Origin of the sequence: Streptomyces sp. R33 (assembly GCF_041200175.1) — a bacterium.
GTDB lineage: Bacteria > Actinomycetota > Actinomycetes > Streptomycetales > Streptomycetaceae > Streptomyces > Streptomyces katrae_B.
Genome location: NZ_CP165727.1, coordinates 5,509,772 through 5,523,775 on the forward strand (window position 1 = coordinate 5,509,772; position 14,004 = coordinate 5,523,775).

11 protein-coding genes are annotated in these 14,004 nt (G+C 70.5%); 1 reads left to right on the forward strand and 10 read right to left on the reverse strand.

Features of this window, described 5'->3' with window-relative positions:
- Positions 1-63: 63 nt before the first annotated feature.
- The 10 genes from AB5J51_RS25290 to AB5J51_RS25335 form a co-directional block, all read right to left on the reverse strand.
- On the reverse strand, positions 64-1,848 hold the full coding sequence (locus tag AB5J51_RS25290; RefSeq protein WP_369778708.1) for an IucA/IucC family siderophore biosynthesis protein: 1,785 nt from the start codon (positions 1,846-1,848) through the stop codon (positions 64-66).
- The gene (locus tag AB5J51_RS25295) at positions 1,845-2,429 is read right to left on the reverse strand and encodes a GNAT family N-acetyltransferase (protein ID WP_369778709.1); all 585 of its coding nucleotides are present in this window, start codon (positions 2,427-2,429) and stop codon (positions 1,845-1,847) included. Before AB5J51_RS25295 ends, AB5J51_RS25290 begins: the two co-directional genes overlap by 4 nt.
- A complete protein-coding gene (locus tag AB5J51_RS25300; protein WP_369778710.1) occupies positions 2,426-3,736 on the reverse strand; it encodes a lysine N(6)-hydroxylase/L-ornithine N(5)-oxygenase family protein in 1,311 nt (436 codons plus the stop codon). Before AB5J51_RS25300 ends, AB5J51_RS25295 begins: the two co-directional genes overlap by 4 nt.
- The gene (locus tag AB5J51_RS25305) at positions 3,720-5,201 is read right to left on the reverse strand and encodes an aspartate aminotransferase family protein (protein WP_136225522.1); all 1,482 of its coding nucleotides are present in this window, start codon (positions 5,199-5,201) and stop codon (positions 3,720-3,722) included. Before AB5J51_RS25305 ends, AB5J51_RS25300 begins: the two co-directional genes overlap by 17 nt.
- A 143-nt stretch (positions 5,202-5,344) precedes the next feature.
- Positions 5,345-6,274: a siderophore-interacting protein gene (locus AB5J51_RS25310; protein WP_369778711.1), complete on the reverse strand. Its 930-nt coding sequence runs from the start codon at positions 6,272-6,274 to the stop codon at positions 5,345-5,347.
- Positions 6,275-6,327: 53 nt separating this feature from the next.
- Entirely contained in the window at positions 6,328-7,374 is a 1,047-nt protein-coding gene (locus AB5J51_RS25315) for an ABC transporter substrate-binding protein (RefSeq protein ID WP_369778712.1), read from the reverse strand.
- A gap of 135 nt (positions 7,375-7,509) precedes the next feature.
- On the reverse strand, positions 7,510-8,670 hold the full coding sequence (locus AB5J51_RS25320; protein WP_053785552.1) for an acyl-CoA dehydrogenase family protein: 1,161 nt from the start codon (positions 8,668-8,670) through the stop codon (positions 7,510-7,512).
- Between the two features lie 7 nt (positions 8,671-8,677).
- The gene (locus AB5J51_RS25325) at positions 8,678-9,598 is read right to left on the reverse strand and encodes a hydroxymethylglutaryl-CoA lyase (RefSeq protein ID WP_369780311.1); all 921 of its coding nucleotides are present in this window, start codon (positions 9,596-9,598) and stop codon (positions 8,678-8,680) included.
- Positions 9,599-9,609: 11 nt separating this feature from the next.
- Complete coding sequence (locus AB5J51_RS25330; protein WP_369778713.1) at positions 9,610-11,685, reverse strand: biotin carboxylase N-terminal domain-containing protein; 2,076 nt, start codon at positions 11,683-11,685, stop codon at positions 9,610-9,612.
- 16 nt (positions 11,686-11,701) lie between these two features.
- Positions 11,702-13,318: a carboxyl transferase domain-containing protein gene (locus AB5J51_RS25335; protein ID WP_053785554.1), complete on the reverse strand. Its 1,617-nt coding sequence runs from the start codon at positions 13,316-13,318 to the stop codon at positions 11,702-11,704.
- 99 nt (positions 13,319-13,417) lie between these two features.
- On the opposite strand from AB5J51_RS25335, the gene AB5J51_RS25340 reads away from it, so the two are divergent.
- Positions 13,418-13,996, forward strand: coding sequence for a TetR/AcrR family transcriptional regulator (locus AB5J51_RS25340; RefSeq protein ID WP_030297834.1), 579 nt, complete (start codon positions 13,418-13,420; stop codon positions 13,994-13,996).
- The last annotated feature ends 8 nt before the right edge of the window (positions 13,997-14,004 follow it).

Below are 14,004 nucleotides of genomic sequence, written 5' to 3' on the forward strand. Positions count from 1 at the left end.
AGGGGCAGAAGGGGCGGGTGCGCTGCCGAGGGACCGTACGCGGCAGCGCACCCGCCCCCTTGATCACCGTCGCGATGCGTAAGGCGCGACGGGGTTCTTGAGGGTGCCGATCAGCTGGAGGGCGGCCGACGGGTCGGAAAGGTCCACCATCTGCTTGTTGTTGCGCAGCTGGAGCCGGTTCAGGCAGGACAGCTGGAACTCCTCGGCGAACAGGTCGTACCGCTCGAACCGCTCCGCGAGCTGCGGCATCGACTCCTGGTAGGCGTGGCCGCAGTCCGCGACCGCCCGCCAGAAGGTGTCCTCCTCGCAGATGCCCTCCGTGACGAGGATCGAGCCCAGGAAGCGGAAGAAGCAGTCGAAGACGTCCGTGAAGACCGACAGGAGCTTCATGTCCTCCGGGATGTCGGCCCGGACGCGCTCGACGGCCGGCGGGAGCACCGCGTCGGGGTCCATGACCACGATCTCCTCGGCGATGTCCTTGAAGATCGCCCGCTTCACCACGCCGTTCTCGATGACGAGGATGGTGTTCTCGCCGTGCGGCATGTACGCGAGGTCGTACTGGTAGAAGCAGTGCAGGAGCGGGAGGAGGTAGGCCCTCAGGTACGGCTTCAGCCACTGCGACGGGGTGAGGCCCGACTCCTCGATCAGCGCGCCGACGAAGGACTTGCCCTCGGAGTCGACGTGCAGCAGCGAGGCCATCGTCGCCAGGCGCTCGCCCTCCCGCAGGTGCTCGACCGGGGACTCCCGCCACAGGGCGGCCAGCATCTTGCGGTACGGCGAGTAGCGGTCGGTGGCGCGCTCGTACTGGCGGTGGTGGTAGCCGATGGCCGCGCGCTCGCGGATGATCGAGAAGTCCACCGACTGCAGGACCTCGTCGCCCTCGATCAGCTGGTGCAGCCAGTCGTTGATCGCCGGGGTGGCCTCCATGTAGGCCGCCGACAGGCCGCGCATGAAGCCCATGTTGAGGACCGAGATGGCGGTCTTCACGTAGTGCTTCGCCGGCGTCGTGGTGTTGAAGAACGTACGGATCGACTGCTGGGCCAGGTACGCGTCCTCGCCCTCGCCGAGCAGCACCAGACGGCGGTTCGCGATCTCGGCCGCGAAGGTGACCGTGGTCTTGTTCCACCACTGCCAGGGGTGCACCGGCAGGAAGTGGTAGTCGGCCGGGTCCAGGTCCAGGGCGGACAGCTTGGCCTCGAACCCCGCGACGGCGGCTTCGCCCAGCTCCTCGCGCAGGAACGAGTCGTGGTCGAGGCCGGCGCCGGCCGTGAACGTCGAGACGTCCTTGCGGGCCGCCACCCACACCAGGTGGACGGGGCTCGCCGTCTCCGGGGCGTAGGAGAGGTACTCGTGCACGCCGAAGCCGAGACGGCCGTTGTTGGCGACGAAGCAGGGGTGGCCCTCGGTCATGCCCGTCTCGATGTCCTGGAACGAGGACTTCGCCAGGACGGCGGCCGGGACCTCGGGCTTCGTGTACTTGAAGCCCGAGCCCGCCAGGGTGGAGGAGATCTCCTCCAGGTACACCGGCAGGACCTCGGCGCTCAGGCCGAGGGAGTCCTTCAGCTCGATGTGGAAGTCGATCGCGTCCAGGGGCAGCTCGGCGCCGTCCCGGTGGCGGGTGACGGAGGCCTCGTCGACCGCCCAGTGGTCCAGGGCGTGCAGGGCCGCGGTGAAGCGGTACTCCACGGTGCCGTCGTCGCTCAGGACCGAGTACGCCGAGCCGCCGAGCGGCTTCGGGGACAGCAGGCGCTCGTGCGAGAACTCCGCCAGGGCCTTGCGGACCAGTGCGCGGTTCGCGCGGGCCCACAGTTCGGGGGAGAGGTGCGAGATCGCATCGGCGAGGCTCATATGGACGCTCCCGTCAGGCCGGTGGCCGCCTCGAACTGCGAGCGGGTGCAGAAGCTCAGCAGCGCTTCCTTCTCCGGCTTGGTGACCTGCCGCTCCGGTACAAAGCCGACGGCCTCGTTCAGGGCGTGCACGGCGGTGTTGGCGACGTCCGGCTCGACGACGACGCGCTCGGTCGCCGGGTCCGCGAAGACGGCCGCCATGACGGTGGTGATGACCGCGCGGGTGAAGCCGTGCAACGGCCGGTCGCTCGGGGCGACGAGGAAGTGCATGCCGACGTCGCCGGGCCGGGCGTCGTACAGGCCGACCAGCTCCAGTCGGCTCGGGTCGTACGTCTCCATCAGGAAGGCCGGGCGGCCCTCGTGCAGGCCGATGAAGGCCTGGTGGTGCTCGTGGGCGGCGATCCGCATGTACTCGCGCTCGACGTCCGGCAGCGAGGCGTCCTGCATCATCCAGAACGAGGCCTTCGGGTGGGTGATCCAGCCGTGCAGCAGCTCCGCGTCGGCGAAGGGGTCCAGGGGCCTCACGGAGAAGGCCCCGAGCTCCGCGTCGACGCGGCTGTACAGGATTTCGGTGGTGCTCATGCGTGCGTGCCTTCCGGGGCGGCGAACTGCTGGAACGCGATGGATTTCTCGACCTTGTAGTACTCGCGGCCGAGGAGCTCTCCGATGATGTACGCGTTGCGGTACGCGGCCATGCCCAGGTCGGGCGAGGTGATGGAGTGGTTGTGGACCGTGCCGTTCTGTAGGAAGACCCCGCGGCCGGTCACGTCGATGCTGTAGTTGCGGGCCGCGTCGGGGCGGCCGTGGCCGTCGAAGGAGAGGCGCTCGCGCACGGGGTTCAGGAAGTCCGGGAGCGTGTACTTGTAGCCCGTCGCGAGGATCAGGCCCTCGGTGACGAGGGAGAAGTCGCGCTCCTGCTCCTCCTGGCGCAGCCCGAGGGTGTACGCGCCCGTGGTGGTGTCGTACGCCGCCGAGTTCAGCGAGCTGTTGGTCAGCAGGGTGGTCGGGACCGGGCCCGGCGAGGTGACCTTCTTCTGGTAGAGCAGGTCGAAGATGGCGTTGATGAGCTCGCCGTCGATGCCCTTGAAGAGGTTCTTCTGCTGGTGCTCGAGCCGGTGGCGGGTCTCCTCGGGCAGGGCGTGGAAGTAGTCCACGTACTCCGGGGAGGTCATCTCCAGCGTCAGCTTGGTGTACTCCAGCGGGAAGAACCGCGGGGAGCGGGTCACCCAGTTGAGCCGGTAGCCGTACACGTCGATCTCGGACAGCAGGTCGTAGTAGATCTCCGCCGCGCTCTGGCCCGAGCCGACCAGCGTGATCGACTTCTTCTGCTGGAGCTCCGCCTTGTTCTGCATGTACGCGGAGTTGTGCGTGAAGTCTCCGCCGAGCCCGGCGCAGGCCTGCGGGACGAACGGCGGGGTGCCCGTGCCCAGGACCAGGCGGCGGGCCAGGTGGGTCTCCCCGCGGTCGGTGTGGACCTCGTACAGGCCGGCCTGCTCGTCGTACGTGACCTCCGTGACGGAGGTGGAGTACTGCACGTTGCCGAGGCGGTCGGCGGCCCAGCGGCAGTAGTCGTTGTACTCGGTCCGCAGCGGGTAGAAGTTCTCCCGGATGTAGAAGGAGTACAGCCGGTCCTGGTCCTTCAGGTAGTTCAGGAAGGAGAAGGGCGAGGTCGGGTCGGCCAGCGTGACCAGGTCCGACATGAACGGCGTCTGCAGGTGTGCGCCGTCCAGGAACATCCCGGCGTGCCACTCGAAGTGCGGCTTCGTCTCGATGAAGAGGCCGTCGAGCTCGTCGATCGGAGCGGTCAGGCAGGCGAGTCCCAGGTTGAAGGGACCGAGGCCGATACCGATGAAATCGAACGGCTGGCGGGGCTCACGAGGCGTGGACAAGGGATTCTCCCAGGTACTGCTCGGCGTGGGACGCGAGGAGGTCGAGGACGGCCGCGATGTCGGCCGTCGTGGTCTGCGGGTTGAGGAGGGTGAACTTCAGGTACTGGTCCCCGTCCACCTTGGTGCCGGCGACGACTGCCTCGCCGGAGGCGAACAGCGCCTTGCGGGCCTGCAGGTTGGCCTCGTCGACGAGGTCCCTGCGGACATCGCCTCCGGGCACGTAGCGGAAGACCAGGGTGGAGATCTGCGGCTTGACGACGACCTCGAAGCGCGGATCGGCGTCGATGATGTCCCAGCCGGCCGCGGCCAGTTCGATGACCTCGTCGAAGAGCGAGCCGAGGCCGTCGGCGCCCATGGTGCGCAGCGTCATCCAGAGCTTGAGCGCGTCGAAGCGGCGCGTGGTCTGGATGGACTTGTCGACCTGGTTCGGGATCCTCTCCTGCGCCATGCGGCGGGGGTTGAGGTAGTCCGCGTGGTACGTGGCGTGCTTGAGGGTGTCGCGGTCGCGGACCAGCATCGCGCTGGAGCTGACCGGCTGGAAGAACGACTTGTGGTAGTCGACCGTGACCGAGTCGGCCCGTTCGATGCCGTCGAGCAGGTGCCGGCGGGTGGGGGAGACCAGCAGTCCACAGCCGTACGCGGCGTCCACGTGCATCCACGCGGAGTGCTCGGCGGCCAGGCGGGCGATCTCGGGGAGCGGGTCGATGGACCCGAAGTCGGTGGTGCCGGCGGTGGCGACGACGGCCATCGGGAACAGGCCCTCGGCGGCGCAGTTCTCCAGCTCGAGGGCGAGCACGGAGGTGTCCATGCGGCGGCCCCGGTCGACCGGGACGGCGATGACGGCCTCGTAGCCGAGCCCGAGCATCGCGGCCGACTTCTTGACGCTGAAGTGGCTCGCCTCGGAGGTGAAGATGCGCAGCTTGGGCAGGACCTCGGACTTCGGGAGGGCCCGCTCGCTGCTCTGCATGACCTTGCGGCAGGCCTCGTCACGGGCCAGCAGCAGCGCGTGGAAGTTGGACTGGCTGCCGCCGGAGGTGAAGATGCCGTCCGCGTCCGGGCCGAGGCCGATGCGCTGCGCGGTCCAGTCGATCAGGCGGCGCTCGATGAGCGTGCCGCCGATGGACTGGTCCCAGGTGTCCAGGGAGGAGTTGACTGCCGAGAGGACGGCCTCGCCGAGGACGGCGGGGATGACGACCGGGCAGTTGAGGTGGCCCAGGTAGCGCGGGTGGTGGAAGTACACCGCGTCGCGCAGGTAGACCTCTTCCAGCTCGTCGAGGACGGCGGCCGGGTCCTCGAGCGGCCGGTCCAGGTCGATCCCGTTGATGACCGGGGCGAGTTCGTCGACGGATATGCCGGTGTGGGGCCGCTCGGTGGTCGCGAGTTTGGCAGCGACGCGCTCGACGCCTTCGGTGACGGAACGGCGGTACAGGTCCGCGGTCGTCTCATTCAGCAGATGCGAGCGCATCAACGTTCCTCCGGGCAGGAAAAGAGGCGGATGGGGAAGGTGTTTCTTAGGTTAGCCTAACCTAACTTTCCGGCCAAATGGCGATGGGCCCCGGCCGGAAGCCGGGGCCCATCGCTGAAAAGGGTTGTGGGGAGGGGGAGTTGTTACAGCTCGGAGGTGGGTTCCTCGCTGGCCGCCTGGCCCGCGTACGCCTCGGCGAGGAGTTCCTCCTCGCTCGCACCGAGACGCCAGTAGCCGGTGAAGCGCACCGAACGCCGGTCGATGGAACGTTCCTGCACGACGTGCCTGCGGACCGCCCGAACGGTTCCGGCCTCGCCCGCGAGCCAGGCGTACGGAGCTTCGGCGACGGGGAGTTCGGCCGCCCGGAGCGCCTCCAGCACGCGCTCGGTGCGCTCCTTGCCCGCGCCGCTCTCCCGCACGATCCAGGTGATGTCCGCGTCGGCGGGCGTCGGCAGGGCGAGCCGGTCGTCGGCGTGCGGGACCTCGAACCACGCGGCGACCCGGGTCCCGGCGGGGAGCCGGTCCAGGATCGCGGCGGCCGCGGGGAGCGCGGTCTCGTCCGCGTACATGAGCAGTGCGTCGGTGCCGGCCGGCGGCTGGAACCGTACGGACTTGTTCTCCGCGACGGCCGGGCCGATCGCCATGATCCGGCGGCCGGTCACGGCCCGCCCGGCCCAGTACGCCGCCGGGGAGCCCGCCGCGTCAGCGGCTGTTGTCGCAGTCCCGTGGAGGACGAAGTCGATGTCGACCTCGTCGGCGCCCTCGGGCGTACGGCGCTGCTCGCGCACGGTGTACGAGCGCATCACCGGCCGCTCCTCGTCCGGCATTCCGCGCCAGGCCGCGAACCAGGTGTCCTCGTCCGTGGACGGGAGCACGGTGTGCTCCCGGTGGGCGGGCGGCAGGAAGAGCGAGAGGCTCTGGTCGTAGCCGCCCGAGCGGAAGCCCGCGAGGGACTCCCCGCCGAACGTGACCCGCAGGAACGAGTGCCCGAGCCGGCGCGTGCGGAGCACTTCGAGTTCGAAGAACCGGAAGTGGGCGGCGGCCGGGACGGCGTCGGATGCGGTGGCGGTCATGCGGAGAGTCCCCCCTCGTCAGTGGAAACGGCGCCTGGTCGGGGCGCCGGGGGTCAGCTGACCTTCTTGGCGTTCTGGATGGACTTCGCGAGGTCCTCGAGGATCTTGGCGCACTTGTCGTACGAGTAGATCGGCTCGGTCACGCGCGGGGCGACCTGGCCGGCCTTGACGGCGGGCAGCTCGGTCCAGGTGGGCTTGGCCTTCAGCTCCTCCGGCTGCAGGGTGCCGGTGCGGTTGTCGAGCAGGACCAGATCGGCCTTGTACTTGCCGGCGTTCTCCCAGCTGAGGCTCTCGAAGAAGCCGCCCGCGTCCAGCTTGCCCTGCTCCGGGGTGACGAACTCGACGCCGAGGGTCTCGAAGTACTTCAGGTCGGCCGAGGTCTTCGGGGTGGAGACGTAGAACAGGTCGGCGGAGCCGGAGCCGACGAGCACCTTGACGCCCGGGTTGGCCTTGGTGGCCTCGCGGACCTTGGTGGCGGCCGACTCGAAGCGGGCCTTGGCGTCGGCGGTCTGCTTGGTGTTCAGGTCGGCGCCCAGGGACTTGGCGAGGTCGGCCGTGCGCTCCAGCGCCTTGTCGAGGGAGGCGTCGCCGCCCACGCCGATCGCGACGGGCGGGGCCAGCTTCAGGATCTTGTCCTTGGAGGCCTCCGGGACGAACCAGTAGCTGCCGTCCCAGGTGTTGGTGACGAGCAGCTCCGGCTGGAGGGCCGCGTACTTCTCGACGTTGAACTCGTCGTAGACGTTGCCGAGGATCTCGACCTTGGAGATGTCCATCGAGCCGGCCATCGCGTCGGCCTTGCCGTCGGCGGTCTTGGTCGGGCCGAAGACGCCCTTGACCTGGACGCCGTAGTCGTAGAGCGCGGCGGCGGTGCCGGTGTAGGCCACGATGTTCTTCGGCTTGGCCTTGAGGCTGACGTCCTTGCCGAGGTCGTCCTTGAAGGTCCAGGTGCCCGAGGTCGCAGCGCCCTTGTCCTTGTCGCCCGCCCCGCTCTTCGCCGAGTCGGAGCCGCCGCATGCGGTGAGGGCCGCGACGAGGCCGAGGGCGCCGCCGGCGGCGATGAGGCCGCGACGGGAGAGGTAGGAGGTACGGGACTTGGGCATGTCTATGTCCGCTTTCGTGCGTGCCGGGCGGCCACTGGGCCGTTCGGGGGGAAGGTTAGCCTAACCTTGGCTGAAAGCGGTAAGGGGGCCCTAAGTTCTTCAGGGCCCCCTCGGGGTACTGCGACGTTGCGGTGCCTAGCCGGCGAAGCCCAGCTCACGGGCGATGAGCATGCGCTGCACCTCGCTGGTGCCCTCGCCGATCTCCAGGATCTTGGAATCCCGCCACATGCGCGCCACGGGGTACTCGTTCATGAACCCGTAACCGCCGTGGATCTGGGTGGCCTCGCGCGCGTTGTCGACGGCGACCGTCGAGGAGTACAGCTTCGCGATCGCCGCCTCCTTCTTGAACGGTTCTCCGGCCACGAGGCGGGAGGCCGCGTCACGCCAGCCGATCCGCGCCATGTGGGCGCGCATCTCCATGTCCGCCAGCTTGAACTGGATGGCCTGGTTGTCGCCGATGGGCCGGCCGAAGGCCTTGCGCTCCTTCGCGTACTTGACCGACTCGTCCACGCAGCCCTGCGCGAGGCCCGTGGCGAGCGCCGAGATCGCGATGCGGCCCTCGTCGAGGATCCGCAGGAACTGGGCGTAGCCGCGGCCCTCCTGGCCCACCAGGTTGGCCAGCGGCACCCGTACGTTGTCGAAGGCCAGCTCGCGGGTGTCCGACGAGTTCCAGCCGACCTTCGAGTACGGGGCGGCCACCGTGAAGCCCGGGGTGCCGGACGGGACGATGATCGAGGAGATCTCCGGGCGGCCGTCGGCCTTGCGGCCCGTCACGGCGGTGACGGTGACCAGACCGGTGATGTCCGTACCGGAGTTGGTGATGAAGCACTTCGAGCCGTTGATCACCCACTCGTCACCGTCCTTGACGGCCGTGGTGCGGGTGCCGCCGGCGTCGGAGCCGCCGTCCGGCTCGGTCAGGCCGAAGGCGCCGAGCACCTCGCCGGCGCACATCTTCGGCAGCCACTGCTGCTTCTGCTCCTCGGTGCCGAAGAGGTAGAGGGGCATGGCGCCCAGCGAGACGCCCGCCTCCAGGGTGATGGCGACCGAGGAGTCGACGCGGGCCAGCTCCTCCAGGGCGATGCCGAGGGCGAGGTAGTCGCCGCCCATGCCGCCGTACTCCTCCGGGAAGGGCAGGCCGAACAGGCCCATGCGGCCCATCTCGCGGACGATCTCGTAAGGGAACTCGTGCCGCTCGTACAGGTCGCCGATCTTGGGCGCGATGACGTCGTGCGCGAACGCCTCGACGGTACGGCGGAGTTCCTCGTGCTCGGGGGTGAGCCGGTGGTCGAGGGGCATGTCTTCGTTACTCCTTGTGGGAGAGGGCGCGGACGGTACGGGAGGGGCTGGGGCGTCCCAGCTGTTCGGCCATCCACACGCTCGTGGCGGTGAGGGCGGCCAGGTCGACGCCGGTCTCGATGCCGAGGCCGTCGAGCATCCACACGAGGTCCTCGGTGGCGAGGTTGCCGGTGGCGCTCTTCGCGTACGGGCACCCGCCGAGGCCGCCCGCGGAGGCGTCGACGGTGGTCACCCCGTGCTGGAGCGCGGCCAGGGTGTTGGACAGGGCCTGGCCGTAGGTGTCGTGGAAGTGCACGCCGATCCGGTCGGTCGTGACGCCCTCCTCGCCCAGCTCGCCGAGGAGGGTCCGGACATGGCCCGGGGTGGCGACGCCGATGGTGTCGCCGAGGCTGAGCTCGTCGCAGCCGAGGTCGAGCAGGGCCTTGGCCACGCTCACCACCTGGTGGACCGGGACGGGGCCCTCCCAGGGGTCGCCGAAGCACATGGAGAGATAGCCGCGGACGTGCGCCCCGCCCTCCTTGGCGCGGGCCACGACGGGCTCGAACATGGCGAGGGACTCGGCGACGGTCCGGTTGAGGTTGCGGGAGGCGAAGGTCTCGGTGGCCGAGCCGAAGACCGCGATGCGGGTGGCGCCGAGGGCCAGGGCACGGTCGAGCCCGCGCTCGTTGGGGACGAGGACGGGGAGGTGGACCCCGGCCAGGTCCTGGAGCTGCGGGAACAGCTCCTCGGCGTCCGCCAGTTGGGGCACCCACTTGGGGTGCACGAAGCTGGTCGCCTCGACGGTGGTCAGCCCGGCCGCGGCCAGCCGGTGGATGAACTCGGCCTTGACGCCGGTGGCTACGGCCGACTTCTCGTTCTGCAGCCCGTCGCGGGCGCCGACCTCGTGGATGCGGACGCGGGCCGGCAGCTCGGGGGCCGGGACGGTCATGGGCAGCCCGTTCACGACGCCTCCTCCTTCTCTTCGTCGTCCGGGGTGACGACGGCCAGGACCTGGTCCATGGCCACGGTCGTGCCGGGGGAGACGTCCAGCTCGGTGACCGTGCCGGAGTGGGGGGCGGAGATGACGTGCTCCATCTTCATCGCCTCGACGACGAGCAGGCTCTGCCCGGCGGCGACGTGGTCGCCGACGGCGACCTTGACGACCGTGACGGTGCCGGGCATGGGGGCGGCGAGCGTATCGGCGCCTGCGCCGGCCGTGCCCTTCGCGGTGACGGGGTCGTGGGTCTGGACGTGCCAGGAGTCGCCGTCGCGCCCGAGCCAGGTCCCTTCGGGGGAGCGGGCATGGCTGAAGGTGTGGGTGACCCCGTCCAGCTCGACGGTGACGCGGTCGCCGCTCCGGCTGACGATCCGGCCCCGGGCCGGTGTGCCGGGGCTCTGCCCCAGGCCCCGTGCCTCGATCACCGGCAGGGCTGAGTCGTCCCCGGTGTCGGTGAGCAGCAGTTCCGTCTCCGTGCCCGACGGGCGGGTGCGGACCGTGATCGGGTCCTGGCCGGGGAGGCGGAAGTGGTGGACCGTCCAGGCGGGGGTGCCGCCGAGGCGCCAGCCGTCGGCGGCCCCGAAGGGGTCGACCCACCCGTCCGGCCCCGCCTGCGTTCGAGGCGCGGGGTGGGGGAGAGCCAACAGCGCCGCAGCCACGAACACCTCCGGCGGGACGCCCTCAGGGAGCAACGAGCCCAGGTCGCGCTCCACCAGCCCGGTGTCCAGGTCGCCGGAGACGACATCCGGATGCGCCAACAGCCTCCGCAGGAACCCTGCGTTGGTCTGGACACCCAGGATCACCGTGTCCGCCAGGGCGCCGCGCAGCACCCGGAGGGCAGCGGCCCGGTCGGGACCGTACGCGATCACCTTCGACAGCATCGGGTCGTACGTCGACCCCGTGTCGACCCCCGCCACCAGGCCGGAGTCCGTCCGTACGGAACCGCCCGACGGCTCCGACAGGGCCAGCACCATCCCACCCGACGGCAGGAACCCCCGCGCCGGATCCTCCGCGCAGACGCGCGCCTCGATCGCGTGCCCGGTCAGGGTGACATCGGACTGCGAGAAGGCCAGCGAAGCGCCCGCCGCAACCCTCAGCTGCTGTTCCACCAGGTCCAGCCCGGTGATCAGCTCCGTCACCGGGTGCTCGACCTGCAGCCGGGTGTTCATCTCCATGAAGTAGTACGAGGACGGGTCCCCGCCCGGGACGATGAACTCCACCGTGCCCGCGCCGACGTACCCGCACGAGCGCGCCGCCTCCACCGCCGCCGCGCCCATCGAGGCCCGGAGCTCCGGCGTGAGCAGGACCGACGGGGCCTCCTCGATCACCTTCTGGTGGCGCCGCTGCAGCGAGCACTCGCGCTCGCCCAGGTGCACCACGTTCCCGTGCGCGTCCGCCAGCACCTGGATCTCGATGTGCCGCGGCCGGTCCACCCACCGCTCCACGAGCAGCGTGTCGTCGCCGAAGGACGACCGCGCCTCGCGGCGGGCCGCCGCGATCTCCTCGGCCAGCGCGCTCGCGTCGCGAACCAGCCGCATGCCCTTGCCGCCGCCGCCCGCCGAGGGCTTCAGCAGCACCGGCATGCCGATCTCCTCGGCGGCCGCCACCAGTTCGGCGTCCGACAGGCCGCTCCCCGAGGAGCCGGGCACGACCGGGACCCCGGCCGCCTTCACGGTCTCCTTGGCGCGGATCTTGTCGCCCATCAGGGAGATCGCCGAGGCCGGCGGCCCGATGAAGGCCAGGCCCGCCTCCGCGCAGGCGGCCGCGAAGGCCGCGTTCTCGGCGAGGAAGCCGTAGCCCGGGTGGACGGCCTCGGCTCCCGTGCGGCGCGCCGCGTCGAGCAGCCGCTCCACCGACAGGTAGCTCTCGGCGGCCGCCGCCGGGCCGATCCGGACGGCCGTGTCGGCCTCCCGTACGTGCCGGGCGTCCGCGTCCGCGTCGCTGAAGACGGCCACGGACCGCACGCCGAGCTCCCGCAGCGTGCGGATGACCCGTACGGCGATCTCGCCCCGGTTCGCGACCAGAACAGTGCTGAACATCAGTGAGGTCCTCACGTCACATACGGAAGATGCCGAAGCCCGAGTCGCCCAGGGGGGCGTTCGCGCACGCGGTCAGGGCCAGTCCCAGCACCTGCCGGGTCTCCATCGGGTCGATGACCCCGTCGTCCCACAGCCGCGCGGTGGCGTAGTAGGCGTTGCCCTGTTCCTCGTACTGCGCGCGGACCGGGGCCTTGAAGGCCTCCTCGTCCTCGAGCGGCCATTCCTGGCCGGCGCCCTCGATCTGGTCCCGCTTGACCGTGGCGAGCACGGACGCGGCCTGTTCGCCGCCCATCACGGAGATCTTGGCGTTGGGCCACATCCACAGGAACCGCGGCGAGTACGCCCGCCCGCACATCGAGTAGTTGCCCGCGCCGTACGAGCCGCCGACGACCACGGTCAGCTTCGGGACCCGCGTGCAGGCCACGGCCGTGACCATCTTGGCGCCGTGCTTGGCGATGCCGCCGGCCTCGTAGTCGCGGCCGACCATGAAGCCCGAGATGTTCTGGAGGAAGAGGAGCGGGATCCCGCGCTGGTCGCACAGCTCGATGAAGTGCGCGCCCTTCTGGGCCGACTCGGAGAAGAGGATGCCGTTGTTGGCGACGATCCCGACCGGGTGGCCGTGGATCCGGGCGAAGCCGGTGACCAGCGTCTGCCCGAACTCGGACTTGAACTCCTGGAAGCGGGAGCCGTCCACGATCCGGGCGATGATCTCGCGGGCGTCGTACGGGGTGCGCGAGTCGACCGGGACCGCGCCGTACAGCCCGTACGGGTCCACCTTCGGCTCTTCCGGGGCCTCGACCGACCAGGGCAGGGCGCCGCGCTCGGGCAGGGTCGCCACGATGTTCCGTACGATCCGCAGCGCGTGCGCGTCGTCCTCCGCGAGGTGGTCGGTGACGCCCGAGATCCGGGAGTGGACCTCGCCGCCGCCGAGCTCCTCGGCCGTGACGACCTCGCCGGTGGCGGCCTTCACCAGCGGCGGGCCGCCGAGGAAGATCGTGCCCTGGCCGCGGACGATGACGGCCTCGTCGCTCATCGCCGGGACGTACGCGCCGCCCGCCGTGCAGGAGCCGAGGACGGCGGCGATCTGCGGGATGCCGGCGCCGGACATGCGCGCCTGGTTGTAGAAGATGCGGCCGAAGTGCTCCCGGTCGGGGAAGACCTCGTCCTGCATGGGGAGGAAGGCGCCGCCCGAGTCGACCAGGTAGAGGCAGGGGAGACGATTCTCCAGGGCCACCTCCTGGGCGCGGAGGTGCTTCTTCACGGTCATGGGGTAGTACGTGCCGCCCTTGACGGTGGCGTCGTTCGCGACGATCACGCACTCGCGGCCGCTGACCCGGCCGATGCCCGCGATGACCCCGGCGGCCGGGGCGGCGCCCCCGTACATACCCTCGGCGGCCAGCGGGGCCAGCTCCAGGAAGGGGGATCCGGGGTCCAGGAGGGTGTCCACGCGGTCGCGGGGGAGCAGTTTCCCGCGGGCGGTGTGGCGGGCGCGGGCCTTCTCACCGCCGCCGAGCCGGGCCGCGTCGAGCCGGGCCCGCAATCCCTCGGCGAGCTCGCGGTGGGCGGCCTCGTTGGTCCGCCAGGCCTCGGACGCCGGGTCCGCGGCGCTCGTCAGCACTGGTGCCTGCTGCATCGGTCGAGCTCCCTTGCTCGGTGCACGCTGTTAATGAGCGTTAACGCATGTAGCGCCTAGGTTAACGAGCGCTAACGGCCCTGTCTAGAATGGACTCCCATGAGCACCAGAGCGGCCGCCCCGACCCGTCGCGAGCAGATCCTCAGTGAGGCCGCCCGCCTCTTCGCCGAGCGCGGGTTCCACGGCGTCGGCGTGGACGAGATAGGGGCCGCGGTCGGTATCAGCGGCCCCGGCCTGTACCGCCATTTCGCGGGCAAGGACGCCATGCTCGCCGAGCTGCTCGTCGGGATCAGCGAGCGGCTGCTGACCGGCGGACGCCACCGCGTGGCCGAGGCCGCGGGCGACCCGGACGGCGTGCTGGCCTCCCTCATCGACGGCCACATCGACTTCGCACTCGACGACCGGGCGCTGATCACCCTGCACGACCGGGAGCTGGACCGGCTGCGGGAGACCGACCGCAAGCTCGTACGGCAGCTGCAGCGCAAGTACGTCGAGCTGTGGGTGGAGGTCGTACGGGAGCTGCACCCGGAGGTCGGCGAGGCGGAGGTCCGGGTGTCCGTCCACGCCGTCTTCGGCCTGCTCAACTCCACCCCGCACCTGGCCGCGCTCGGCCGGGAGGCGACGGAATCGCTGCTGCGGCGCCTGGCGCACGGGGCGTTCGGGGCGCTGTCGGGGTGAAGCGACGC

Coding starts and splice junctions, on each gene's coding strand:
- AB5J51_RS25290 (WP_369778708.1), bottom strand. CDS start 1,848: ATGAGCCTCGCCGATGCGATCTCGCACCTCTCCCCCGAACTGTGGGCC.
- AB5J51_RS25295 (WP_369778709.1), bottom strand. CDS start 2,429: ATGAGCACCACCGAAATCCTGTACAGCCGCGTCGACGCGGAGCTCGGG.
- AB5J51_RS25305 (WP_136225522.1), bottom strand. CDS start 5,201: ATGCGCTCGCATCTGCTGAATGAGACGACCGCGGACCTGTACCGCCGT.
- AB5J51_RS25310 (WP_369778711.1), bottom strand. CDS start 6,274: ATGACCGCCACCGCATCCGACGCCGTCCCGGCCGCCGCCCACTTCCGG.
- AB5J51_RS25315 (WP_369778712.1), bottom strand. CDS start 7,374: ATGCCCAAGTCCCGTACCTCCTACCTCTCCCGTCGCGGCCTCATCGCC.
- AB5J51_RS25320 (WP_053785552.1), bottom strand. CDS start 8,670: ATGCCCCTCGACCACCGGCTCACCCCCGAGCACGAGGAACTCCGCCGT.
- AB5J51_RS25325 (WP_369780311.1), bottom strand. CDS start 9,598: ATGACCGTCCCGGCCCCCGAGCTGCCGGCCCGCGTCCGCATCCACGAG.
- AB5J51_RS25330 (WP_369778713.1), bottom strand. CDS start 11,685: ATGTTCAGCACTGTTCTGGTCGCGAACCGGGGCGAGATCGCCGTACGG.
- AB5J51_RS25335 (WP_053785554.1), bottom strand. CDS start 13,318: ATGCAGCAGGCACCAGTGCTGACGAGCGCCGCGGACCCGGCGTCCGAG.
- AB5J51_RS25340 (WP_030297834.1), top strand. CDS start 13,418: ATGAGCACCAGAGCGGCCGCCCCGACCCGTCGCGAGCAGATCCTCAGT.